Source organism: Aeribacillus sp. SP014 (assembly GCF_054055575.1).
The window spans coordinates 2672777-2697945 of sequence record NZ_JBSRXI010000001.1; the positions used below are offsets into that span (position 1 = coordinate 2672777).

Annotated in this window: 27 protein-coding genes and 1 riboswitch; of the genes, 4 read left to right on the forward strand and 23 right to left on the reverse strand. The window is 38.1% G+C overall.

What is annotated here, in order from left to right; genetic code table 11:
- Positions 1-70: 70 nt before the first annotated feature.
- The 7 genes from ACVIJU_RS13005 to prsW form a co-directional block, all read right to left on the reverse strand.
- Positions 71-655, reverse strand: coding sequence for a lysophospholipid acyltransferase family protein (locus ACVIJU_RS13005; protein ID WP_066251969.1), 585 nt, complete (start codon positions 653-655; stop codon positions 71-73).
- Positions 656-658: 3 nt separating this feature from the next.
- Complete coding sequence (gene cmk, locus ACVIJU_RS13010; protein WP_327874015.1) at positions 659-1330, reverse strand: (d)CMP kinase; 672 nt, start codon at positions 1328-1330, stop codon at positions 659-661.
- A 79-nt stretch (positions 1331-1409) separates the two neighbouring features.
- The gene (locus ACVIJU_RS13015) at positions 1410-1595 is read right to left on the reverse strand and encodes a DUF5359 family protein (protein WP_232515564.1); all 186 of its coding nucleotides are present in this window, start codon (positions 1593-1595) and stop codon (positions 1410-1412) included.
- 44 nt (positions 1596-1639) lie between these two features.
- Positions 1640-2287, reverse strand: a complete 648-nt coding sequence (locus ACVIJU_RS13020; protein ID WP_130156168.1) for a flagellar brake protein — start codon at positions 2285-2287, stop codon at positions 1640-1642.
- Between the two features lie 95 nt (positions 2288-2382).
- Positions 2383-3726 (reverse strand): germination protein YpeB, encoded by a 1344-nt coding sequence (gene ypeB / locus ACVIJU_RS13025; RefSeq protein ID WP_066251975.1) that lies wholly within the window; start codon positions 3724-3726, stop codon positions 2383-2385.
- A gap of 14 nt (positions 3727-3740) precedes the next feature.
- Positions 3741-4643: a spore cortex-lytic enzyme gene (gene sleB / locus ACVIJU_RS13030; protein ID WP_412674498.1), complete on the reverse strand. Its 903-nt coding sequence runs from the start codon at positions 4641-4643 to the stop codon at positions 3741-3743.
- A gap of 140 nt (positions 4644-4783) precedes the next feature.
- Complete coding sequence (gene prsW, locus ACVIJU_RS13035) at positions 4784-5455, reverse strand: glutamic-type intramembrane protease PrsW (protein WP_456687666.1); 672 nt, start codon at positions 5453-5455, stop codon at positions 4784-4786.
- 225 nt (positions 5456-5680) lie between these two features.
- On the opposite strand from prsW, the gene ACVIJU_RS13040 reads away from it, so the two are divergent.
- Positions 5681-6649, forward strand: a complete 969-nt coding sequence (locus ACVIJU_RS13040; protein WP_456687667.1) for an asparaginase — start codon at positions 5681-5683, stop codon at positions 6647-6649.
- 420 nt (positions 6650-7069) lie between these two features.
- Here ACVIJU_RS13040 and ACVIJU_RS13045 read toward each other — a convergent pair whose 3' ends face one another.
- From ACVIJU_RS13045 to ACVIJU_RS13085, 9 genes are all read right to left on the reverse strand, one after another.
- Positions 7070-8290, reverse strand: a complete 1221-nt coding sequence (locus ACVIJU_RS13045) for an IS110 family RNA-guided transposase (RefSeq protein ID WP_063388609.1) — start codon at positions 8288-8290, stop codon at positions 7070-7072.
- A gap of 248 nt (positions 8291-8538) precedes the next feature.
- A complete protein-coding gene (locus ACVIJU_RS13050) occupies positions 8539-9507 on the reverse strand; it encodes a YpdA family putative bacillithiol disulfide reductase (protein WP_066247690.1) in 969 nt (322 codons plus the stop codon).
- Positions 9508-9597: 90 nt separating this feature from the next.
- Positions 9598-10854 (reverse strand): Glu/Leu/Phe/Val family dehydrogenase, encoded by a 1257-nt coding sequence (locus ACVIJU_RS13055; protein WP_063388611.1) that lies wholly within the window; start codon positions 10852-10854, stop codon positions 9598-9600.
- Between the two features lie 236 nt (positions 10855-11090).
- Positions 11091-11672, reverse strand: a complete 582-nt coding sequence (locus tag ACVIJU_RS13060) for a genetic competence negative regulator (protein ID WP_063388612.1) — start codon at positions 11670-11672, stop codon at positions 11091-11093.
- A 130-nt stretch (positions 11673-11802) separates the two neighbouring features.
- Positions 11803-12255: a DUF2663 family protein gene (locus tag ACVIJU_RS13065; RefSeq protein WP_066247688.1), complete on the reverse strand. Its 453-nt coding sequence runs from the start codon at positions 12253-12255 to the stop codon at positions 11803-11805.
- A gap of 70 nt (positions 12256-12325) precedes the next feature.
- Complete coding sequence (locus ACVIJU_RS13070; RefSeq protein WP_157728008.1) at positions 12326-12976, reverse strand: LysM peptidoglycan-binding domain-containing protein; 651 nt, start codon at positions 12974-12976, stop codon at positions 12326-12328.
- Positions 12951-13574 carry a CPBP family intramembrane glutamic endopeptidase gene (locus ACVIJU_RS13075; RefSeq protein ID WP_311066282.1) on the reverse strand — a complete coding sequence of 208 codons (624 nt, stop codon included), beginning with the start codon at positions 13572-13574 and terminating at the stop codon, positions 12951-12953. The genes ACVIJU_RS13070 and ACVIJU_RS13075 overlap by 26 nt, the downstream gene beginning before the upstream one ends.
- A 4-nt stretch (positions 13575-13578) precedes the next feature.
- On the reverse strand, positions 13579-15075 hold the full coding sequence (locus tag ACVIJU_RS13080) for a RecQ family ATP-dependent DNA helicase (protein ID WP_063388616.1): 1497 nt from the start codon (positions 15073-15075) through the stop codon (positions 13579-13581).
- Complete coding sequence (locus tag ACVIJU_RS13085; RefSeq protein ID WP_063388617.1) at positions 15072-16133, reverse strand: helix-turn-helix domain-containing protein; 1062 nt, start codon at positions 16131-16133, stop codon at positions 15072-15074. The genes ACVIJU_RS13080 and ACVIJU_RS13085 overlap by 4 nt, the downstream gene beginning before the upstream one ends.
- 274 nt (positions 16134-16407) lie before the next feature.
- On the opposite strand from ACVIJU_RS13085, the gene ACVIJU_RS13090 reads away from it, so the two are divergent.
- Complete coding sequence (locus ACVIJU_RS13090; protein ID WP_063388618.1) at positions 16408-16656, forward strand: ferredoxin; 249 nt, start codon at positions 16408-16410, stop codon at positions 16654-16656.
- A gap of 134 nt (positions 16657-16790) precedes the next feature.
- Here the strand turns inward: ACVIJU_RS13090 and ACVIJU_RS13095 are convergent, their stop codons facing one another.
- On the reverse strand, positions 16791-17372 hold the full coding sequence (locus tag ACVIJU_RS13095; RefSeq protein WP_082829402.1) for an ECF transporter S component: 582 nt from the start codon (positions 17370-17372) through the stop codon (positions 16791-16793).
- A 157-nt stretch (positions 17373-17529) separates the two neighbouring features.
- Positions 17530-17681: riboswitch (FMN riboswitch) on the reverse strand.
- A 141-nt stretch (positions 17682-17822) separates the two neighbouring features.
- Here ACVIJU_RS13095 and ACVIJU_RS13100 point away from each other — a divergent pair.
- Together ACVIJU_RS13100 and serA are read left to right on the forward strand one after the other, a co-directional pair.
- Complete coding sequence (locus ACVIJU_RS13100) at positions 17823-18320, forward strand: inorganic diphosphatase (protein WP_063388619.1); 498 nt, start codon at positions 17823-17825, stop codon at positions 18318-18320.
- A 170-nt stretch (positions 18321-18490) separates the two neighbouring features.
- A complete protein-coding gene (gene serA, locus ACVIJU_RS13105; protein ID WP_066247685.1) occupies positions 18491-20062 on the forward strand; it encodes a phosphoglycerate dehydrogenase in 1572 nt (523 codons plus the stop codon).
- On the opposite strand, the gene ACVIJU_RS13110 is transcribed toward serA, so the two are convergent.
- The 6 genes from ACVIJU_RS13110 to ACVIJU_RS13135 form a co-directional block, all read right to left on the reverse strand.
- Positions 20053-20187 (reverse strand): hypothetical protein, encoded by a 135-nt coding sequence (locus tag ACVIJU_RS13110; protein WP_261308724.1) that lies wholly within the window; start codon positions 20185-20187, stop codon positions 20053-20055. The genes serA and ACVIJU_RS13110 overlap by 10 nt on opposite strands.
- 84 nt (positions 20188-20271) lie before the next feature.
- Positions 20272-21384, reverse strand: a complete 1113-nt coding sequence (locus ACVIJU_RS13115; protein WP_456687668.1) for a GerMN domain-containing protein — start codon at positions 21382-21384, stop codon at positions 20272-20274.
- Positions 21359-21949: an RNA polymerase sigma factor SigX gene (gene sigX, locus ACVIJU_RS13120; RefSeq protein WP_130157469.1), complete on the reverse strand. Its 591-nt coding sequence runs from the start codon at positions 21947-21949 to the stop codon at positions 21359-21361. The genes ACVIJU_RS13115 and sigX overlap by 26 nt, the downstream gene beginning before the upstream one ends.
- A 92-nt stretch (positions 21950-22041) precedes the next feature.
- Entirely contained in the window at positions 22042-22626 is a 585-nt protein-coding gene (locus ACVIJU_RS13125; protein ID WP_094246153.1) for a cob(I)yrinic acid a,c-diamide adenosyltransferase, read from the reverse strand.
- 50 nt (positions 22627-22676) lie between these two features.
- A complete protein-coding gene (locus ACVIJU_RS13130; protein WP_456687669.1) occupies positions 22677-24443 on the reverse strand; it encodes an ATP-binding protein in 1767 nt (588 codons plus the stop codon).
- Complete coding sequence (locus ACVIJU_RS13135; protein WP_066247683.1) at positions 24440-25162, reverse strand: response regulator transcription factor; 723 nt, start codon at positions 25160-25162, stop codon at positions 24440-24442. The genes ACVIJU_RS13130 and ACVIJU_RS13135 overlap by 4 nt, the downstream gene beginning before the upstream one ends.
- Positions 25163-25169 lie beyond the last annotated feature (7 nt).

Below are 25169 nucleotides of genomic sequence, written 5' to 3' on the forward strand. Positions count from 1 at the left end.
ATAGAATGAAAAATACCTCTTTTCTATAAGTTCTAACAAAAAATTCCGTTTGTCAAGTTAAATCCATTGATTACCTATATTTTTCGAGCAAATTTCTAATTTCTGTCATGATTTTATCGGTCGCTTCTTCAGCTGAAATTTTTTTGTTTCGATAAGATGTAAAATCAATGGCTGGGCCGAAAATGACTTTCGTTTTCCGAAACGGTTTGTAAGAACTGACGACGGCGCATGGCAAGACGACACAATCTGATCTTAAGGCAAAAAAACCTGCACCAGCCAAACCTTTTCCGAGTTCACCTGTTTTGCTTCTCGTTCCTTCCGGAAAAATGGCTAAAACTTCTCTTTCTTTTAATATTTTCAAGCCTGTTCTTAACGCCTCTCGATCGGAAAAGCCCCTTTTGACCGGAAACGCCCCCAATGCCCGGACGATCAGGCTGAAAACCGGAATTTTAAACAGCTCCTCTTTTGCCATAAAACGGAGCTGCCTTGGTGAAACGATACCAATCGTCGGAGGGTCCAAATTATTAATATGATTGGAACAAAGCAGCACGGCACCATCCATTGGAAAATGTTCCTTTCCGATCACTTCGACCCGAAAGAGCGGTTTAATAAAGCAGTAAACAATTGCCTTTGCAAATTGATAAAATTTACCCATTTCTTACAGCCTTTCTGTTACCAATTCTTTAATTAATTCCGCCACCTCTTCAATCGTCAATGAAGTTGTATCGATTTCGACGGCATCCGGCGCTTTTTTTAATGGGGCAGTTGCCCTCGTGGAATCAAGCTTATCTCTTTCTTCAATTTCTTTCTTTAATTGTGTTAAATCGGATGTAAAACCTTTTCTTAAATTCTCCTCATACCTTCTTTTTGCTCTTTCCTCTACAGAAGCCTTTAAAAATATTTTCAACTCCGCATTCGGCAGCACATGAGTGCCGATATCCCTGCCATCCATGACAACGCCGCCGTTTCCTGCAAGCTGTTTTTGCCTTTTCACCATTTCCTCCCGCACATTAGGATGTTTGGAAACAGTGGAAACATGCTTTGTTACTTCATTGGAACGGATAATCGCCGTTACGTCTTCACCGTTTACTAGCACTTGCTGACCTTCATTTACCGGCTTCAGTTCAATCGTCATTTCATTCAAAAGCTTGGTGAGCGCTTTTTCATCCTCCAAAGAAATGCCATTCTGTAAAGCTTTCAAAGTGAGAGCTCTGTACATCGCACCCGTATCAATGTATGTATAGCCTAAATCTTTTGCGATTTTTTTGGCAACTGTGCTTTTCCCGGCAGCTGCCGGACCGTCGATTGCAATGGAAATTTTTTTACTCATAATACCTCCTAGCTAGTTTCAAAAAATATGTATCTATTTTTTTGGAATACAGAAAGAAAAGCAGGGGTTTCCTGCTCTTTTAGCGGCTGATAGTTTCCACCCATTCGGAGATGGACATGTTTCCAACACCTTCATATTGCACGGCTTTTGATAAATATGGCTTCAATTCAGAATGGCGCAAAAAAAGCTGAGCGGCAATTAACATAATGAATTGTATAATGATCAATTTGATCAATATTTGTTCAAAGCGCTTCACAAAAAACATCCTTTTGCCATTTTTTATAAATAGTATGGACAGCCTTGCCGGTATTATTCATTCAAAATTCCTTTCTTTTTCATTTGCAGCTGCTGTTCAAAGCAAAAGCGAATCAATTTTTGCTGTGTCTTTTCATCAATATTGATAAAAGCTATGGAAGCGAGCTTATGATGTTCCGCTTCCACAACTCTGAGCGCCTTCCCTGTTACCTTATAATATTCAATCGTTCCGTCCATAAACGTGAGCACCATATAAATATGTATATTTTCATTTAGCGGTACGTCCACACCGTTTGGAATAATGATTGAAATGCCGCCAGCACTTATGTCGTTTGTAACTGTTGTAAATGGGGCGAATTCCTGATTAATGGCGTGTATGGCTACATCAACAGCTGTCTCGATTCTGACAAATTGCCGCCTTTGGATCTCCTCCATATACTCAGGTGCCTGAAGCATGATCATCGGGAGGTTATCTTTTTTCTTGCCAAGAACTTTAGTACGAAATTTATACGGTTTTTTTTCGCTGTTCACAAATGTTGCAACGAGCTCGGTGCCGTCTGGTAAGAAAACAGTTTTTCCTGTCTTGCTATTTATAGGAAAATCAATATAAAGAATGTTTTCTTCTTGGTCCACAAGTTTGCATTTTAGTATTTGATCTTGGCCAGAAAGTTCCAATGTGATCATCGTACCAATTTTTATCAACGTTACCACTCTTTCAATGTAATAAGCGCTCTACATTTATTAAAGCATGAAATGAAAAAAAGGGAAAGCCTAAAAATCGACTCCCCTTTTTGTGATTAAATTTCTCTGAATAACGGTTCAGCACTTTGCAATTTTTCCACTTTTTCTTCCGTTCCGTCCATTGCGTTGATGAAAATGCGGTACGTGTCTTGGTCAATCGTTCCTAAAAATTCATAGCACAGCACTTCTTCGCCGGCATCATTTGTCACAACAGCTAATCGATCCTCCTGAATTTCAACGTTAGAATGGACTGATTTTTTCGCTTCTTCTTTTGTAATAGCCGGTTTCGGCAAATTTCTTTTTTTGTGCGCTGCTAAATAATCACGTCCAGAATAACCTATAATTTCTCCGTTGTCCAACGCTACCTTTAAACGAACTGCATCTGGATATAGACGTACACCTTTGTAATTAGAAACAAATGTGAAAACACCAATGTTGTCATATTGTGCACTCTCATAAAGCTCTAAATCCTTAAATTTTAGCTTTTTCAAAAATTCCGTTGCTCGGTTGGATGCTTCATTTAAGCTGATTTTTTGTTGTTTAATATCTCTGTTGTGCAATAAATAAATTAAATGACCGCCTTTTTTCGTGATATCCATATAAACATCATGTTTATTTCCTTTATCATGCATAGTAATGCTGTAAAACTGAATGTTTGATCCTTTACCATTTGTTGTTACATCTACTCGTTCTACATTTTTAGGGGCAAATCGTTTTGCGATTTGTTTTGCTTCTTGCTCTGATATTTCCTTTCCAGTTAATTGTTCAAATCCTTTTTTAGGCTTTTGCAGCGCTGTTGCTGTTGGACCGAAATTAGTTTCGGAATAGCCTTCAACATTTTTTTCTACCGTTTTAAATCCATCAATAATCGTATTGTCCATTTGTTTTTGCCCTGATGCTAGTGCGAGTTCAACATCCATCCAGCGCAGATTGTTTTTTAAGATTAAATGCTGGACGTTTCTCAATTCGTCTTGTATGTCTTTTGCATTTTTATACAATTTTTTTAACGTTTCATATTCTTGATCCGTTAACGGGTCTTTGTTTAAATCTCTCACCGCTGTTTGATAACTAAATTTGCCAATATTTGACAAGAATTCCTCTGTTTTATTGAACGGCAAAAGAGTTAACGGAAGCTGGCCGACATCATTGTGCGCTTCCGATGTAATTCTCCAAACTTCCGCCAGCGCCGGTGACAATGATTTTCTCGAATTCATGGCGAGTGTCTCGCCAATTTTGTCATGAAGCTGATCCACTTGATAGGTTAGATCGTGAAAAGCCCGCTGGTAATTGTTTTCTGCATGAATTAATACGGCGTTTTTTTCCTGATGCTCTTTATATCCCCAGTAGCCTGTTCCGATTAAGGCCACTGTAAGCAGCCCGATTAATAATCCTCGAAGCATATTGAATCACCTCACTATTCACAGAATATGTGTTTTCCGATTTTCTTGATTTGCGGCCGCGTCCATATCCATGGGCTTGTTGCTGTATCAGGATTGAAATAATAGAGAGCTTCTTCTGTCGGATCCCACCCGTTAATAGCGTCCATCACCGCTTTTCTCGCTGTTTCATTTGGTGTCAAATATATTTGTCCATCGCTGACAGCTGTAAAAGCACCCGGTTCAAAAATAACACCAGCAACCGTATTTGGAAATGTCGGGCTGTTCAGTCGGTTTAAAATTACTGCCGCAATTGCTACTTGACCAATATAAGGCTCGCCGCGGGCTTCTCCGTAAACGGCATTGGCTAAAAGATTTAAGTCATTTTGTGAAAAGCCTCCAGGCATATTCACCGCCATCGGCTGTACCGATTTCCCTGTTTGTTGTTTATTTTGGGCTGCTTGCTGTTTAGGAGCAGCCTGCTGTTGCCCTTGTCCAGCCTGACCAGCTTGTTGTTTTTTTGGCGGTACATTTTTTGCGAGATTTTTTTCGGTTTGCTTCCGCCATTTTGCGCGCAGCTCCTCAGAAGGCGCTGTTTGGATTTTTAGCGGCACTCCGCCATAATGGGTAAAGTCTCTGCCTTTTCGAATTTGTTCGTGGACAAAAGACTTATAATATTTTGTCGTATTGAAAAGCTTTTGTTTTGTTTCAGGACCAACTAAACCATCTACTTCTTTAAGTCCAAAATTATTTTGAAATTTTCTAACTGCCCAATAAGTATTCCATCCATATACTCCATCAATTTTCCCATGATAATATCCGTTATATTGAAGTCTTGCCTGTAGTTCAATGACATCATCACCTGTCGCACCTCTCTGAATCACTTGTTCGCTAAAAGCATGAACATGCAGCTGATTGTTAGAAAGAATAAGAAAAACGATTAAAACAAAAGCGTTTGCGAGCAGATATTTCATGTTTTTTCCCATCATCATGCCTCCTCACTTTATATCGTTACATGTATTTTCTGTAGTAGATAGCATTTTATACAACAAAAAAACCGGCTCATGCCGGTTCAAAAATTTTATCCTGATATTGTTTCGATATTTTGCTTGTATACCATGCGCGCTTTTTTTGCTTTATGTAGCCCAAACCACCATAAAAACACCATAAACGGAGTGACCCAAAACTTCCAGTCTTCATTGGAAAGCAAGATATAATTGTACGTTCCGTGCAAAAGAAACGGAATAACTAGAGAATAAAGGAGCCATCTTTTTTTAAGCCTATCATTCGAAAATTTGCTTTTTCCTAAATAATACCCCATGATGACACCGAACAATGCATGGCTTGGGACTGGAAAAATTGCGCGCCCGAATGCAAACTCCACACCGTTCGCAATTAAATATAAAATATTTTCCAATGTCGCAAAGCCGAGAGAGATGGACACACCATAAACGATTCCATCGTAATGTTCATCAAAATGAAAATGGGAGTAAATTGTAAAATAAAAAATAAACCATTTAAAAAACTCTTCCAATAAACTCGAAGCAAAGAAAGCTTGTAAAAAAGAAGAGGGCAATACATTTTCTGTTTCCAGAACGTATTCAATAAACATAATTGGAAAAACAAGCAGCGCACCGAAAATAAACGTCCGAACCACCATGTAAAGGGGTTCCATTTCATATTGATCCTTCAAATAAAAATATGAAAGTATTGCCAGCCCTGGTGCAATGCCTGCTGTAATAATCGCAATCATAATGACAGCCTCTTTTCTTCTAGTATCTCCTTATTTATGTATAGATTTATCAGAATGTTCCTTTTAAAATAAAACAAAATAAAAGAATGAGAAATGATGATTCATGTTAGAGCAGCAGTAAGTTGTTAAAAACATCCTTTTGATAAAATGGTAACATGTATATGACAAAATGAAAATCAAAAATAAGCATGAAAAAAATGAAACTTTAATGAAAGGGATAAAAAGATGAAGAAAGTATTGATTTTACATACAGGCGGTACAATTTCAATGCTGGAAGATGAACAAAGCGGTGCAGTGAGACCAGAAGGGTCCAATCCTCTAACAAATTTTTCATTGAATGTAAACAATGTACAAACAATCGTAAAAGAGCTTTTTAACTTGCCTTCCCCACATATAACTCCTAAGGAAATGCTGGAAATTAAAAAAGAAATCGAACATCATGCCAAAAATGGAAGCATCGACGGTGTCGTCGTCACTCATGGAACGGATACTTTAGAAGAAACAGCTTATTTTTTAGATTTGACTCTTGACCTTCCCATCCCGATTGTTGTAACAGGTGCGATGAGGTCAAATAATGAACTCGGATCAGACGGTTTATATAATTTATTGATGTCCATAAAAGTTGCTGCTTCCGACCAAGCGAAAAACCTTGGTGTGTTAGTTGTCATGAATGACGAGATTCATACAGCAAAAAACGTCACAAAAACGCATACAAGCAATATCGCTACATTCCAAAGTCCGCAATACGGACCGATCGGTATTGTGAACAAAAAAATTCTGGCATTTCATCACTATCCGTTGAGAAAAGAAAAATATCATATAACGAAAATCTCTAAACATGCGCTCCTTTTAAAGGCGTATGCAGGCATGGATGAAAAAATAATGGAAGCAGTTGAAGGACTGAATCCGGATGGAATCGTCATTGAAGCTTTAGGGCAAGGAAATTTGCCGCCAGCTTTAGTCCCCGGCATGAAACGGCTTATTGAGAAGAAAGTGCCGATCGTCATTGTCTCACGATGTTTTAACGGCATTGTGCAGGATGTCTATGATTATCAGGGCGGAGGAAAACATTTAAAACAGCTTGGCGTTATATTTTCGAACGGATTAAACGGGCAAAAAGCTAGAATAAAGCTTTTAGTGGCTTTAGAAAAAACGAGCGATTTAACTGAAATAGAAGAAATGTTTTCGAAATAATAAGCTGTTGTGATGATCAACACAAATTTTACTAAAAAATGTTACAAGTAAAGGGGGTGTCTAATAAGTCGTTTTTACAGCTTATTGACGCCCCCATTAATGTTTTAGAAATGTTGATATATCGGTATTTATGATTTTTTGTTTTCAATGGCGATTTGATTTCTGGACGGCCCCACAACTTATGAAAGCAACAAAATCAAGTAGAGAAAAACGGATTGTTTTTCTCTACTTGATTATTTTCGGGACATCCCCTATTCTTACCTCTAGTCAAGTATTTTTTATTAAATAATTTGGTTAATATAGATTTTATTTTGGAAGGAAGGGGGACCCCTTCCTTCCAAAATAAATTTTCGCATGACAAATAGACCTCACGATTTCCATTTTTTTCGTCAGGTCTTTGTGATATAATCTTACTTACGATTACTGATGCATTGTTGCCTTTTCGTAATCGTATTTCAGATTATGTGTGATAAGGTGATAAGCCGATTTCAAGAACTTATTCACGCATGCTATGGACGCAACTTTATGAGGTTTCCTCTGGGGTTGCGTTTTTAATTTATCATAATAATCTACAATATGATTTTGTGTGTTTTTCCGTAGTTGGATCATGGTCTGGATCATGTAAAATAGAATCTTTCTAAGTTTGTTATTTCCTCTTTTATTAATCTTGTCTTTATAAAAGGTATTCCCAGATTGATATCTCATAATATCAATACCGACGTAAGCATTCAGTTGTTTATGGTTTTTGAATCGTCGAATATCTCCTAATTCTCCAATTAAACGAACTGCAGTCGTTTCTCCGATTCCTGGAAATGAAATTAAAATCTGATACTCTTGTTTATCTTTCGATAATTTAACCATCTTTTGGACAAGTTGATCTCTTTTCTCCTTCAAGTCTGCAATCCGTTTGGCATAATCCCGCACTTGTTCACAGCGAATATCATCTTTTGAAATTGCTGGATACGCTTCTTTTGCTGCTTCGATTAAAGCGATCCCTTTTTCTTCAGCACGTGCCAATGATAAGTTTTTTCTTGTGTTGGCTTTTAAACGATTACGAATCACTGTTTTTGAACAAACTAACACATGATCCGGATGAGGGTATAATTGAACGACATTCAAAAATAAAGCAGAACGTTTACTGAATAGCTTTTCTAACTCGGGAAAACTCAATTGTAGAATCGCATGTAAACGACTATATAAATGCGTCATTTCACTACTTAATTCATCATAATATCTCGTCATTGCACGCATTTGTTTATAATATTCCCCTTCTTGATAAGTTTGTTCACGTTCAACTCTAAAGTGAGTTTTCGCAAGTTCATGAGCGTCGCTTTTATCTGTTTTTTGTCTCCTCATTGAAGCCATTTGAATATTCGCTTCGAGTGGGTTAACTCGATAATACATATAACCTTGATCACCTAAGAATCGTTCTAGTGGTTTTGAATATACGCCTGTTGCTTCAAAGACAATATCAGGTGCCTGTGCATCTTTTTGTGTTAAAGATATAAGGGTTTCGTTTAATTTCTCGAAAGAGTAGCGGTTATGGGTTATTTCACCCTCATATTCGCATTGACGATAACGGTCATAAATGACCATTGTACTTTTCCCCATACTGACATCAAATGCCACTACGTGTTTCATATTTTCTGCCTCTCCTTTTTAGCCAAACATAGAAGTTCTTCACATTGCCTTATTGATTCCATTTTCTTATACACGGTCTCTTCGGACCCAACATACTAAACTGATTCAAATAAGGATGTGAAGTTGGTCTGTTTTTAATACGGACTCTATTTGGTCCCAGGGGATGTTCGACCTTCCTTCACTTCTACTATAAAAAAATAGTAGCACAAACCTTGGCCTAGGTCTGTACTACTAATGTTAGTATGTTTTTATACTCTTTTGATAATTTCTTCTGCGATCAATTCCCCGTGAAATCTGCCGTTTTCGATAAAAATCTCATTCGCATCATTTCCAGCTGCGATGACACCGGCTATAAAAATCCCATTTACATTCGTTTCCATTGTATCGGGATTGTAGTAAGGTCTGCCTGTCTGCTCATCAATAAGTACACCCATTTTTTTCAAAAAGTTATGATCTGGATGGTAGCCAGTCATGGCAAAGACAAAATCACAAGGAATAGTTTTTTCTTCTGTTCCGTTCACAATATAACTAATAGAGTCATTTTTAATTTCTTTTACATCTGCCCGAAATTCCATTTTTATATAGCCTTTTTTGATAAGAGAATCAAATTCCGGCAATATCCAAGGCTTAATGCTTGAAGAATACCCGCTTCCTCGGTACAATACAGTTACTCTAGCCCCGGCTTTATAAAGCTCAAGCGCGGCATCAACACTTGAGTTTTTCCCGCCGATCACAACGACATCTTTATCAAAATATGGATGAGCTTCTTTAAAATAATGGAAAACGTGGGGCAGATTTTCGCCTGGAACATTCATGTAATTTGGATTATCATAATAACCTGTAGCAATCACAACAAATGACGCACGATATTTTCCTTTTTCCGTCGTTACCATGAACGTTCCGTCCTGCTGCTTTTCTACCTTCTCTACTTTTTCATATGTATGAATGCGCAAATTTTTTCGCTTCACAACTTCCCGGTAGTAAGCAAGCGCTTGATTGCGGACAGGCTTTCGGTTTTCTGTGATAAATGGGACTCCGCCAATTTCAAGCCTGTCTGCTGTGCTGAAAAAGGTTTGATGTGTTGGAAAGCGATAAATGGAATCAACAATATTTCCTTTTTCAATAACTAAAGGATTTATTCCTTTTTCCTTCAATTCGATCGCAGCCGATAGTCCACATGGACCTCCGCCGACAATGATCACTTTTTCTTCTTGCATCATGATCACTCCTATAGCATTAAGCGGCTGGTGACAAAAGAAAAGTTTCCCCTACATTATCATAGGGGAAACTGCAAAACGATGCAAATATTATACCCATCCGCGATATCTGCATGCTTCTGCCATTTTTCTTACGCCTACCATATATGCAGCAAGCCGCATATCTACTCTTCTGTTTTGCGCCGTTTCATATACAGTGTTAAATGCTTTCACCATCATTTTTTCCAATTTTTCTTCCACTTCTTCTTCAGACCAATAGTAGCCCTGATTATTTTGAACCCATTCGAAATAAGAAACCGTTACTCCTCCCGCGCTTGCCAATACGTCAGGCACGAGTAAAATTCCCCGGTCCGTTAAGATTTGAGTGGCTTCAACAGTTGTCGGACCGTTGGCTGCTTCTACGACAATTTGAGCCCGAATATTATGGGCATTTTCTTCTGTAATTTGGTTTTCAATCGCCGCAGGAACTAAAATTTCGCAATCAAGTTCTAACAATTCTTTATTAGTGATCGTATCATTAAACAATTTCGTAACAGTTCCGAAGCTGTCGCGCCGGTCTAATAAATAATCGATGTCAAGTCCGTCTGGATCGTACAGACCGCCGTATGCATCGGAAATACCTACAACTTTTGCTCCGGCATCATGCATAAATTTTGCTAAATAACCGCCTGCATTTCCAAATCCTTGGACAACGACCCTAGCCCCTTGTAAAGAAATTCCACGCTTTTTCGCTGCTTCGCGAATGCAAATGGTCACGCCTTTTGCCGTTGCCGATTCACGGCCATGTGAACCGCCGAGAACGAGAGGCTTGCCGGTAATAAATCCTGGCGAATTAAATTCATCAATCCGGCTGTATTCATCCATCATCCAAGCCATGATTTGCGAGTTCGTAAATACATCAGGTGCAGGTATATCTTTTGTAGGGCCAACAATTTGACTAATTGCCCGAACGTATCCTCTGCTTAATCTTTCTAATTCCCTGAACGACATATCTCTTGGATCACAAACAATTCCACCTTTTCCACCACCGTAAGGCAAATCAATAATTCCGCATTTTAGACTCATCCAAATTGAAAGCGCTTTTACCTCGTTTTCAGTTACATTTGGATGGAAGCGAACGCCTCCTTTTGTAGGTCCTACAGAATCATTATGCTGCGCCCGGTAGCCAGTAAATATTTTAACAGAACCGTCATCCATGCGAACAGGTATTTTCACTGTCAGCATGCGAATCGGCTCTTTTAATAATTCATACACCTCTTCTGGATAACCTAGTTTTCCTAACGCTTTATGTATTACCTTTTGCGTAGCTTTTAGCACATCATGCTTGTCATTGCCTTCGGCTACCATAATAAGTAAACCTCCTATATGTTCTTTAATAATGAAAAGGAAAAGTCCACCTTTCATGACTTAGTATACACCTTCTATAAATTAATTCAATCATTAATTCATAGAAAATAAAGGGATACTGAATTTCTTGTTAAAAAAAGAAAGCGGCAAACCGCTTTGTTTTTTATCAAATAAAATACTAAATCTACGCAAAAAAAGCTGATAAAACATCGCTGAAAGGCGATGTTTTGTCAGCCTCAGGAAAAATAGTCATTCAAAAGACGAACAGCGTGATCCTTTATCAATAATTTTCCATATTCATGCAGTCTATGAGTTGTCATATGTGTCGGCGTTCCATATTCCGCTAAAATTGCAACAAGATGCTCCGTTTCAATCTTAGAGATGTCATCAAACAGCAGGTAGTATCGTCCCTGATATGAATATAGCGCGCCTTCTGTTATTTCGAAACGTTGAAGAACTTTTGCAAGATCGAGGACATCTTCGAAATTCAAAAACTCATACAATATATCTTGATGTTCATCCACTTTTACTTGCATTTCAATATAATCATCTAAAAATTCATCTTCAAGTTCTTCATCATTATTTTTGGAAACAATAATCACCATTCCCTGTGCTTTTAGTGAATAAACCTCGACCGCAATCGAACCGTTTGCATGAAAATCGAGTTCTTCACTTGCCTCATTGATCATTTCCCGGAAAAGCTGATGAACTTTTAAAGAGTTGTTCCATAGATCTTCTTTTGTTAAGCCGCGATCCGACAAATCATCTAGAGTCAGGAAAATTTTAATTTTATTATGATTAAGACGCTCGAGCCGCATCTTCTTCCCTCCTGCCGTCAATACATCATACGATATTGTATGTTGATTCTAAAAGATGGTTCTTTAGTTAGTAAACAGTTTACAATTACGAGGGGGTGAAGACAAGCATTTTTACTCACAAATCACATTTTTATTTCGTTTTATAATAGAGATTAATATCAAATTCTTTTTTCATAACAGAAAAAACCTTGTCGCGATTCATCCACTCTTCTTCGCTTTTCCAAAAATCAGTGCTTTTATCAATAATTTCCCATCTAAGCTCATGATATTCTTTTTCCGCTTTTTCTTCTTTCTTTTTAAAATAAACGGCTGTTGAATAGCTGAATGCAATCAGCAAAACGGCGAATAAGTGTGATGATTGAAAAAAATAGAATAAAACAAACAAAAGATCTGTTTCCAATCGTTGATATACGTTGAAATAAATAAACACTATAAAAATGATCACTTCCACAAATGTAATTATTTGCCAAGCCAAACATTTCTGTTTATATGTTTCGAATTCTCTTTTACGCTCAATGAGCCCTTGCAGCATATGCTTGGTAGGTTGATCTGTATAGGGCAGATCTTTAATTTGCCTTTCCATTCGTTTAAAATCCCCCAAAGTTTTTTGTACAAGTTATGCATGATCTTTTTCAAATATGAAAAATTTTTAGTTATTGGGGATTATCTAAAGGGATTTTTAAAACTTGTCCGACATAAATGTTGGAATCTTGAAGATGATTCCATTCTCGAATAAGCTCTTCGCCATTTCGGCTTTTATAATACTTCATCGAGATTTTATACAGCGTTTCGTTCGGCTGGACAACATGAGTAATGATGCGTCTGTTCTCTTCCATGTTTCCATCGCTTTCATTTCCAGAAATTTCTTTTCGGGTTTCGTCTCTTGTGCTGTTGGAAGAGGATTGTTCTTCAGTCGTTGGAGAAGCTTCCTGTTCATTCTGATTTCCTTCTTCTTTGTCTGAGTTAGAGGAATTATTTTCTTCCACTCTCTCTTCTTGAACAGACTTCCCGCTATTATTTTTAATAATTACAGAGTCAAAATCTGAAAGATTTTCCCCGCTGCGGTTTGATTGATTTCGTTCCAAATAAGAAGTTAAAAATAAAACAACGACTGGCACTAATATAAAAAGAAAGACGAGAATACGCAAAAGCGGATAGTTCATTTTCTTTTTTTTCTTCCGCCTTTTTTTATGCACTTCACTCCGAGACGGATATGTCCCCGTTCTCTCTTTTATTTCATCAATCATTTTTTCCCTTAAACGCTCAGCTTGGTCATGTTCATACGGACTTGTCATCTTCTTCATCGTCCCTCCCATCGCCTTTACTATTTTTCAAATATTGAAAGCGAATTTGCACTGCCGATACAAAGTCGATAAGAAAATGAGCGAAAATTGTTGTTAAAATATTCTCAGTCAGTTCAAATATCACTCCGAGAAAAAAACTGACGAACAAAACCGTTGCAAATAACAGCCATTTTGAAAGATAACGAAAATGCATGAAGGCAAAGATCAAACTGGCGATAAACAGTCCAAAATGGGTTTGCAGAACCCCGCGAAACAATATTTCTTCCGCAAAAGCAACGATAAGGGTCATCCAAAAAATTTCCGGCAAGCTTCTGTTTTGAAACAGTTTTTCATTGATTCCTCCATCATCGTACCAGCTTTTTGGCGCCCATTTCATAATTACCAAATCAATGAGCAGAACGATAACTGTTGCAAGCAAGCCAACAGCTATCGATTCCCAACTCAATTCCCATAATTGAAAAAAATCCTCCGCACGGTCAAAAAAAATGAACCCTAAAATAATCGATATAAGAAGAAATAGCGACTGAGTGACCATGAGATGAAATAAAAGCTCTCGATCGGTCATGTTCTTTATCAATTCTTCTTGTCTTTTAATCACGCCTTCACCCACTTTGACGAAACAGCCTTTTTAATTCTTGCTTCCAATCCCACTTTATCATTGGCTGGGATGAATGAATTTTTTTTCGGATAAAAAAACGATCGTTTATTCCGCAATTGTCGCAGCAAATCGAAACCTTTGTTGAAGGTTTTTCCTGAAAATAGCTTAAAATCATGTTCCGCCTGCATGCTTTTGCTCGTAAAAATGCTTCCATGTCGGCTAATTTTTTAAATTTCATTTTCATTCGATCTTCAATCTTGCTCCATACATAATTTACGATCTGATCAGTCGTCCAATGATACATGTTTTCATCCAACATTTGGAAATTATATTGTAAAAATCTCCTCTGTACATCAGACAAGCCGAAGCTGCTCCACTCTTCTTCTGTTAAATCAAAGCTTCCCTTTAACCGAATCGTTTTTACAATCAACTCAATCTCTTTTTTTTCAGGAAATTCAGAACGTATTATCGACCGGGGAAACTCCTCGTCACCCTTTGCTACAAGTGCAATTGCAATGCTTTGGTTTCCATCTCTTCCTGCCCGGCCTATTTCTTGTACGTATGATTCCATGTCAGCAGGATAATGGAAATGGATGACAAATCGAACGTCTTTTTTGTTTATTCCCATTCCAAAAGCATTTGTCGCCGTTATAACCGAAAGTTCGTCATTTAAAAATTGCTGTTGAATCAACATTCTATCTTCATATTCCATTCCGCCATGATAATAAGCCGCATTTGTCATTCCCTTTTGTTCAATCCATCTGGCAAGCTCTTCCGCCCACTTTCTTGTGGAGCAATAAATGATACCCGGCCCTTCTAACATTTTCAGCCATTCGGCTAATCGCTCCAATTTTTCCTCTTGGCTGCTTACGGCTTCAACATTAATGGCAACGTTTTGCCTGTCAATAGAATGAATATGAAATGTTGCATCGGTTAAATGCAAGCATTTCGCGATATCGTTCAGCACTTCTTTAGTGGCTGTGGCGGTCATCGCCAAACAAGGGGGAGAACCGATCATCTCCCTTACCTTTCCGAGCTTTAAATAGTCAGGCCGAAAATCATGTCCCCACTGTGAAATGCAATGCGCTTCATCGACGACAAATAAAGATATTTGGATTTGCGCCAATGCATCCAATAGCCTTTTTGATTTAAACATTTCAGGCGATAAAAATATAAATTTGTAACGGTGCAATTGCCGGAAAGCTTTTTCTTTTTCATATCGGGTTAAAAAGCTATTTAATGCAATGACTCTTTTTTCTCCAAACATTTTCATCTGCTGTTCCTGGTCTTGCATGAGCGACAATAGCGGGGACACTATTAATACAGCACCTTGTAAACAATAGCCAGAAAGCTGATAGCACAATGATTTTCCACCGCCTGTCGGCAGCATGGCAACTACGTCATGTCCGCTAATAACATCTTCAATTATTTCCTTTTGGCCTGTTTTAAAGCTTGAATAACCGAATTTTTCCTTCAGCAAAGTAAAAAGATCTTTCGTCATTGCCATCTCCTTATTGCAGCCATTGCCAGCCGAATTTGAAAATAGCTGTATTGATCTTGAAGATATTCTTTAACTGTTTTCAGCTTGTTCGTTTGCAGCTTTTCAATCGCTTGCCCGATTTTGACCACATCTTCTTTGCTTACATAAGGTTCGAAGGCAAAATCGTGCATGTTTAAAGCAATCTCAACAATATGGTCCTCAATCGTATTTCTTTTAAGCTTTCGGACTGCTGCAATTTCATCAATGCCCAACCCCTCCGCCAACAAGCGGTACGTTTTTTCCGCCGATGCGGTTAGCGGGTGTTTTTTTATCAAATCTCTTAAAAGACCGAATAATATCGGATATTGATCAGAACGTTTTTGCAATTCGTTCACCATTTGAATGACGGCAGCTTGAAACATAAGCTTCAAATAAAAAGGATCTTCATTCGCAGCTGCTGCAAGCTGTTCAAAGGTGATTCCATTTTTTTTAAAGCCGGACAAACGATTGACAACTAAGATAGCTCCCTTTTCATCTAAACATTCAAGCAAACGGTTCATTTCCAAAAACGTTCGATTTCCGATATTTTTCTTTGTCTCTTTCATCTGCAATATGTATGTTTTGACAAAATGCAACAGCTGACCATTATTTGTTATAGGTAAAAATTTCGAATGGTTATAAACTAGATGGGAAACCGTTTGAACAAATAAAGATAAACGCTGCCAAAAAATTTTCCCTATATCATTGTAGGTGGCCCCATCCAGCTTATCAGGAAACGGTTTTTCTGACAAAAATTCTTGCAGCACCCGTTCGCCGTTCATTGTGACCATATAAAACTCGCCTTTTACTTGTTTGACATATGACAGCTGAACCAATCTGTTTAACAAGTGATTATATTCTTCAAGCTCGAGCTCACGGCAAATGCCAAATAAGTTCGATAAATGAAAAATAATGCTATCTTGAATCGTTTGAGAAGATTTTTTTCCTTTTAATAAATGAAAAACAGCTGCTTTCGATCGCTCGCATTTGAGCTGTTGAAAACAATAAAGGATGATTCCTTCCAAATAAGAGAGAGGCATTTGATCACCTTAAAAATTGAAACCTTCTGTTCAATCCTTATTTTATCAAAATTTATCCAATAATTGTCGAAAAATATATAATGAATGATTTGATTTAAGTAAGTTTATCGAAATACTATGACATTTCATCTTTTTTTATTGAAATGTTTAATATTCCATCTTACAATAATTATGTGGTATTCTGATTATTATATAAAACATTCTGAAGTGGAAGATAAATGTTTCTTTCTCTTTTATGACTTCTACTCATTTCATTTATACAGGAGGTTAGACAATGCCAAAATATACAATCGTTGACAAAGAAACATGCATTGCATGCGGTGCATGTGGGGCAGCAGCGCCAGATATTTATGATTATGATGACGAAGGAATCGCATACGTTATTCTAGATGATAACCAAGGGACGGTTGAAGTTCCAGAAGTTTTAGAAGATGATTTAATGGATGCTTTTGAAGGTTGCCCAACAGATTCCATTAAAATTGCTGATGAACCCTTTGACGGCGATCCTTTAAAATTTGAATAGCTGTTTCATCAGCTTTAAAAGAACAACCCCCACGGAAAAACGAATTTCTGTGGGGGTTTTGTGTATCATAATTCGGAGCACCGTTATGATGCGAAAACATCATAGCGGCTGGTCTCCGCTTTTTTGCATATAAATTATGCATTTTGCACGTTAAATTTATGTTGAAGCCATTCTTTTATTCTGCCGTAAATCATTAAAAAGACAATGGCAATAATTGTTCCTTTAATGAGGTTAAAAGGCAAAATCCCGGCAATAATGACTTGCTTCACTTCTGCAATCGACATTTGCGGCATATTTAAAAACAGCGTATATGCCGGCAAAATGAAATAATAGTTCAATAAGCTCATGGCTACTGACATTGAAATGGTCCCGGCAGCTAAACCGAAAAGAACCCCTTTCATCGAACGAACTTTTTGAAACACGAATGCAAACGGCAAAAGGAAAAACAATCCGGCCAAGAAATTTGCCAACTGATCAATCGGAACTCCTGTCGCGCTTCCTTGAATGATGTAATGAAGCGTATTTTTAATCGCTTCTACAGCCAATCCTGCAATCGGCCCTAATAAAATCGTCGCCAGCATAGCAGGAATTTCGCTGAAATCAATTTTTAAAAATGCCGGAAGTCCCGGAAGCGGAAAGTTAAGAGCCATAAGCAAGTAGGAAATCCCGCTTAACATTCCTACAAAAACAAGTTTAAATGCCTTTGTTTTTAACACAGTCCTTCTCTCCTTTTCTTTCTGTGATCCATCTTGAAAAGAAGGAAGGGTCCATCTCCTGCTTCAATAAAAAAACCCTCTACATTGACGCAGAGGGAGAATTGTAAGCAGGTTAAAATAAACGTTTCAATGATCATATTTTTTGAAACGCCTGAACCCTCATCTTCTCCCATCCAGACTATACTGTCGGCTCTGGATTCTCACCAGATCCACCGTAAAGGAAAAACACCTTTACGGGTCACGGGCTAAAAAAGCTTAAAAGCTTTTATCACCGCCGGTCGGGAATTTCACCCTGCCCCGAAGATGAATCCATATTTTTTATCTTCATTATATACAATAACGAAAAAAAAAGAAACTTATTTTATTTCATTGTCTTTTTTTCTACAATTGCCAATATTTTTTACATCCTCTATAATAAAAAGGCATACATAATAAAGGAGGATTTTGTCGATGGCAAACAATAAAGTTGTCGAAGCTTTTATTGAAATTCCGACAGGAAGCCAAAACAAATATGAATATGACAAGGAAAAAGGCGTTTTTAAACTAGACCGGGTTCTTTATTCGCCTATGTTTTACCCTGCAGAGTACGGTTATTTAGAAAATACTTTAGCACTTGACGGCGATCCTCTTGACATTCTCGTAATCGTCACCAATCCGACTTTCCCTGGATGCGTCATAGAATCGCGTGTCATTGGCTATTTAAACATGATCGACAGCGGTGAAGAAGATGCAAAATTAATCGGCGTTCCTGTAGATGATCCTCGTTTTGATCATGTTCAATCGATTGAAGATCTGCCGGAGCACAAATTAAAAGAAATTGCCCATTTCTTTGAACGTTACAAAGATTTGGAAGGAAAACGAACAGAGATCGGCAGCTGGGAAGGACCTGAAGCAGCGGCAAAACTAATTGACGAATGTATCGCACGATACAATGAATCTAACAATTAAACAAAAAAGAGAGCTGTTTCTTCAGAAGCAACTCTCTTTTTCCCTTTTTACACACAGTAAACGTTTTCAAACTGTAAAGTTTTGAACCTTGACAACATAGATCAGTTAAGATAAAATAATCAGAAATTTTGTTTTCATTTTTAATTCGTTCACTAGGGGGATCTTAGAAAATGTTTCATGTTCTTGTTTCTGACTCAATATCAAGCGATGGATTAGCACCATTATTGAACGATGAAAACATCAATGTCGTTCAGAAAAAAGTAAGTGAAGTTGACGACCTGGAAAAATATGATGCTCTGCTCGTCCGCAGTGCAACGAAAGTAACAGAAGAACTGCTTCAAAAAATGACAAATTTAAAAATTGTTGCAAGAGCAGGCGTCGGAGTCGATAATATCGATGTTGAAGCAGCGACAAAATACGGAGTTGTCGTAATTAATGCACCTGACGGAAATACGATTTCAACTGCCGAGCATACATTTGCCATGATGGCATCGCTTGTTCGTCATATTCCACAAGCAAATGTTTCCGTTAAATCAGGTGAATGGAACCGCTCCGCCTTTCTCGGTACTGAGCTATACGGCAAAAGCTTAGGAATCATCGGTTTAGGACGAATCGGCAGCGAAATTGCCAAAAGAGCAAAAGCTTTTGGAATGAACGTATTAGTGTTTGATCCATTTTTAACAAAAGACCGGGCGCAAAAATTGGGAGTAAACAGCTGCAAGCTCGATGAAGTTTTAGCGCAAGCTGATATCATTACTGTTCATACACCATTGACAAAAGAAACAAGAGGTTTATTAGGAAAAGAAAATATCGGAAAAACGAAAAAAGGAGTTTATTTATTAAACTGCGCCCGGGGCGGCATCATCGATGAAGAAGCATTAATTCATTATTTAGAAATTGGACATGTGAAAGGCGTTGCACTTGATGTATTTGAAGTCGAGCCTCCAGTAAATCGGAAGCTGCTTGATTTTGAACAGGTCATTGCTACACCGCATCTTGGAGCATCAACGAAAGAGGCCCAATTAAACGTTGCCTCTCAAGTTGCTGAAGAAGTATTAAAATTTTTAAATGGAAAACCTGTTACAAATTCTATTAATCTACCAACATTAACAAAAGATATATTTGACAAAATACAGCCGTTTTATAAATTGGCCAAAAAATTGGGTCAGCTTGCTTCTCAATACATGAAAGAACCTGTTCAACATATCGGAATCGTTTACGAAGGAACGGTTGCTGAACTCGAAACATCTTTTATTACGAAAGCATTTCTTGCTGGATTTTTAGGAGAACGGGTTGATTCAACTGTTAACGAAGTGAATGCTGGCCTCATCGCCAAAGAACGCGGCATCAGCTTCAGCGAAAAAATTGCTTCAAACGGTTCTGGATATGCAAATTGCATCGCTGTTCAAGTAGATGGAGATCATCGGACTTTTTCCGTAAAAGCAACGTATATTCCAAACTACGGTGAACGAATTGTTGATTTAAACGGTTTCGATATCGATTTTTACCCGGCAGGGGAAGTATTATATGTAGAACACATCGATAAACCAGGTGTTATTGGACGCGTCGGAAAAGTACTGGGCGACCATGGCGTAAACATCGCAACAATGCAGGTTGGACGTAAAAACATCGGCGGCGAAGCAATCATGGTTTTAACTTGTGATAAACTGATTGATGATCAGCTTATTGAAGCGTTAGTCCAGTTCGATGACATCGTTTCTGCCAAAACTATTCATTTATAATATTTAAAGGTGCTGGGAGGGCTTATCTCTCCTGGCTCCTCTGTTTTTAATCCTCCCAAAAACAAAAGACCGATGAAAAGCCCCATAATTAGGGCAATACCCAGCCTCCGCATTAAATCCAGCATCCGTTCATCCTCCTTTCCTCCTTTCGTACATTCTCAATATTTATGATGGTGTCTTTATGTTTAGACCTATTTCCGTTCCGTTTGCTATGCATCAACTTTCAGGTCAATAAAATTAGGCGAAAAAGGCACTTCCACCGGTTTTGAAATATCAATATTTCCGATTTTTTTCGCATCAAAGCCTTCGAACTTCACTTTCTTAAAGCCGAATTCTTTCGCTGTCATTAAAATCGCTTCCAGCATAACTTCAGTATGCTCTGTGTTTTTCATTTTTGAAGCATTTTCAAAAGTGACCGTAAGCAGCTCATCATCCTTTTTCAATTGCTTAATTTTAACGGAATTATTAATGGAAGGTTCAAGCCCGTCTTCCTTACCTTTTTGCATGGCATTCATTGCATCTTCAATTGTTTCATATTCATTTTTTGATGGAACGAGCAAAGGATTGCTGCTATTTTTAGGAAAAAACAAGAAATAGGCTTTTTTCAGCAGCTTCTTTATTTGAAATTCGGAAACAAAATGCTCAGAAGGAACATGCTGCTTTTCATTTGTAAATAAGCGCACCTTTTTATAATTTTGCCACCGAAATGTTTCTTTTAATACTTCTTTAAAATTTTGTTCATTATGGAAACGGTCTTTTATATTCAATTTTTCAAAATTTATGATCACCTCGTCACTTCGGCTTTTGCTTTCATAAATGTCTGCATCTTGAAAGGCAAAAGCTGAAAGATTGAAACGTTTCACATCGATCTTGTTTAAGACGTCATTTATTTGCTTGACGGCAGGCTCGAATTGATTTCCTTTAAAGCTTAGAGGAACGACATGCTGTTTGCTTTCATCTAAAAGCCCTACTGTGATAATTTGTTCAGTTGAAGAATTTGGAACTATGGAACGATACTTCGGCGAAGCCTCCATCGTTTGACTTTCGGTTAAATGACTGTTTCCTGCGTTTTCGGCCTTTTTGTTGTATGAATATTGGGTTTGTTCATTTTTGCTGTTGCTTAGCGGAAAAACTACAAAAGTGACGGCTGCTGTCAAAGCAACAATCGAAGCTGATGGAACAATGAATTTCAATATTGTTCTTTTTCTTTTTTTCTCGGTAATATTGTTCCAAATCTCGAATGAACTGCGGGAATCTTCTACTTTTGGAAACTCGCTTATCCATTTTTTGATTTGTTCATCGCTCCACCGAGAGTTTTTCACTTGAAACTACCTCCTGTTCTGTCATAGCTCCCTGATCTTTCGTGGCACCTTGTTCTTTCATAGCTTTATCTATATAATTTTTTAACACTTTTAAAGCCCGATGCTGGGTTGTTTTGACTTTGCTTTCCGTCCACCCCAACACCTCGGCTGTTTCTGCAACAGATAATTCTTTTATAAACCGTAAAATTAAAACGGTTCTTTGATTCACATTACAGTCATTCATTGCTTTGTATAGCATCTGTATTTCTTCTCGTTGTAAAGCTATTTCTTCCGGGAGGGGCTCTTGATCCGCAATTTGTGCTTGATCTAAATCAAATTTTTCCATTATTCGCTGACGGAGAGTTTTTTGCTTTCGAAAAAAATCAATCGCTACATGCCGAGCAATGGAAAATAACCATGTTTTTTCACTGCTTCGTCCTTCAAAGCTCGAGTATGATTTTAAAACTTTTATATACACTTCATGCACCAAATCTTCCGCTTGTTCCCGATCCTTCACCAAATAATATAAAAACTGAAAAATATCTTGATGATACTTTTCGTATAATCTTTGAAACGATTCATCCATGCACATACCCTCCGTTTAAAATATTTGTCGAAAGAGACGCATGACATGTTACAAACAAAAAAGAAAGGGTCTTATAAAAGAGACCCTCGGTGTCAATTTTTTTTGCTATTATTTGTCCGGAACACCTTCCCGCTTCGTTCGTATTCGACATCCTTCACGTTTAGGCGGTAATTTACAACCCGAGCAGCAGCAAATAAATAATCAGACAGACGGTTCATGTAAATGAGGACCGGATGATGAATTTTAACCTCTTTCATTAAAGAAACGATTAAACGCTCTGCTCTTCTGGCAACTGTTCTCGCAATATGTAAAACGCTGGCCGCCTCCGTTCCTCCGGGCAAAATAAATTTTTCTAATGCAGGAGCTTCTTCCACATAATGATCGATTCGTTCCTCTAAAAAACGGATCATATCCTCCGTCGTTTTAAACGGATGTTTTTGCTTTTCGTACACAACCGCTATGTCAGATCCGCAATCAAACAAATGATGCTGAATTTTTTCAAGCTCTTCGTAAATATCTTGAAACGCTTTATCTGTTAAAAACGTCCTTGCATAGCCTATGTAAGCGTTCAATTCATCAATCGTTCCGTAAGCTTCCACCCTTGGATCATCTTTATCGACGCGCGCACCAATAACGTTCGTCTGTCCTTGATCCCCTGTACGTGTATATAAATTCATTGCCAAACCTCCCTTCTGTTACGTGTGAAACAATAAAGATCGGCAAATTTTTACGATGTTTGCGGCAATAATACGGTAAATGTCGTTCCAACATTTAATTTGCTGTGAACTTGTATTACCCCTTTATGGGCATCAACAATATTTTTCGCAATGGCAAGCCCCAGACCCGTACCTGCTCTTCCACGCGTTCTCGCTTTGTCAGCTTTATAAAAGCGTTCAAACACAAACGGCAGATCTTCTTCACTGATTCCGCTTCCTGAGTCCTGAACATCTATTTTTAAACCATTGCTTTCTGAAATAATTACTTTTACAAATCCTTGTGCACTCGTATGGCGGATAGCATTGTCAATTAAATTGGTCAGTACTTGCTCAATGCGGTCCGGATCAAACGAAAAGGAATCCGTTTGAACATTCAGCAAATATTCGAGGTGAATCTGTTTTTCTTTTGCAATGCCTTGAAATTTGCGAATAATTTTTTCAATAAAAGGCTTCAATTTGACATCTTGTATATTTAAGGAAATATGTCCTGCCTCCATTCTGGCCAAATCCAATAAATCATTCACCAATCGGCCCATTCGCAATGATTCGTCATAAATAACCTGAACAATCTCCTTCCGCTCCTTTTCGCTTCCTGCAATGTCATCGCGAAGAGCTTCGCTGTATCCTTGCAGCATGGCAATAGGCGTCCGCAGCTCGTGGGACACATTGGCAATAAAATCAATTCTTAATTTGTCGAGACGTCTTTCCTTCGTTATATCGCGCAATACAACGACCGCTCCTCGAACACGATTTTGATTATAAAGAGAGCTCATGATCACTCCCCATGTTCTGCCTTGCAAAGTAATCTCAGTAACCTGCTCGCGGTGAGTCGTCGTCACTCGTTTAAACAGCTCTTCAATAGCCGGCGGAAGCTCATGTTCCTTTTTCGGATTCATTCCGTTTTCATAATACCATGCCTGCAAAAAACGTTCAGCAGGAGGATTTGTGACTAAAATCGTTCCATCGATATTTAACGTAATGACACCGTCGGCCATGCTGCTTAAAATGTTTGAAAGCTGTTCTTTTTCTTGCCGCAAAGCGTTAATATGGAATTTCACCTGCCGGCCCATTTGGTTAAAGGCAACAGCTAATTCACCAATTTCATCGCTTGTCAGCTTCGGAACTTTCGTATCAAATTTTCCATTCGCCACTTCAATCGCGACTTCTCTCATTTTTCGGAGCGGATAAGTAATGCGGGTTGATAAAAAAAAGGCAAAAACGGTCGTTAATATAATAGCTATAAATGCTGCCATAAAAATATATTTAGTTGTTTGTTTTGTTGTTTCATTAATGGCCGACAAAGATTGTACGACAAATATCGCTCCAGATTGATAAGGCACTCCGACGATCATCATTTCATTGTTGAATTTATTGTGATCATTCGTTTGCGGAAAGCTTTTTACAAGGCTGATTTTTTCTTGATCTTCCAATACTTTTGACAGCTCTTTTTCACTGATGATTTCATTTAATGAATATTGAGCGACACCCGCCCCGTCATTTTGTTTTTGCCAATATGTTTTTCCACCATCAACGATATACACACTTGTTAGTTTATCAGAAAGTTCAGTTGCGATGGAGCCGGCTAATGGTGTATTTTGATGATTTTCCATAATAATGGCTGCTTTATTGGCAAGCTGGGTCAATTTTTGCTCGGCATCTTTTATATGATAATTTTCCATAAACTCGAGCAGCAAAATGGTTAAAATCGACAGAACCACTATCACAAGAAATAAAATGGTCATCCAAAGCTTGCCAACAACGCTTCTCCAAAATTTCATTCTTCAACGACCTCGAATTTATAGCCGACACCCCAAACAGTCACGATCATTTTGGCGGCTTCAGGCGAAACTTTGTTTAATTTTTCCCTAAGTCTTTTCACATGAGTGTCAACTGTTCGTAAATCTCCAAAAAATTCGTAATGCCATACTTCCTTCAGCAGCTTTTCCCGGTCGTATACTTTATCAGGAGTTTTTGCCAAAAAATAAAGCAGCTCGTACTCTTTCGGGGTTAAGTTGACTTCCTTGCCGTCGGCCGTCACGCGATGAGCATCATGATCGATTGTTAAGTGCGGGAAAACGATCACATTTTTCGCCGATGAATCGGTTTTTAAATAGCTTGTTTGTGACGCCCTTCTTAAAATCGCTTTCACACGCAAAACAACCTCTCTCGGGCTGAACGGTTTTACAATATAATCGTCCGCACCGACCTCAAACCCTTGAACACGGTTTACCTCCTCTCCTTTTGCTGTCAGCATAATGACAGGAGTGGCTTTCTTTTCTCTCAGCTGCTTGCACACTTCGATTCCGTCAATTCCGGGCATCATAATATCCAGAATAATCAAATCATAATCGGCACAAAGAGCCTTTTCAAGCGCTTCATCACCATTTTCCGCCTCATCTATTTGATAATTTTCCCTTTCTAAGTACATTTTCAAAAGCCTGCGAATTCTTTCTTCATCATCTACCACTAAAATCGTTACATCCTGGTTCTCTGACATATTTTAT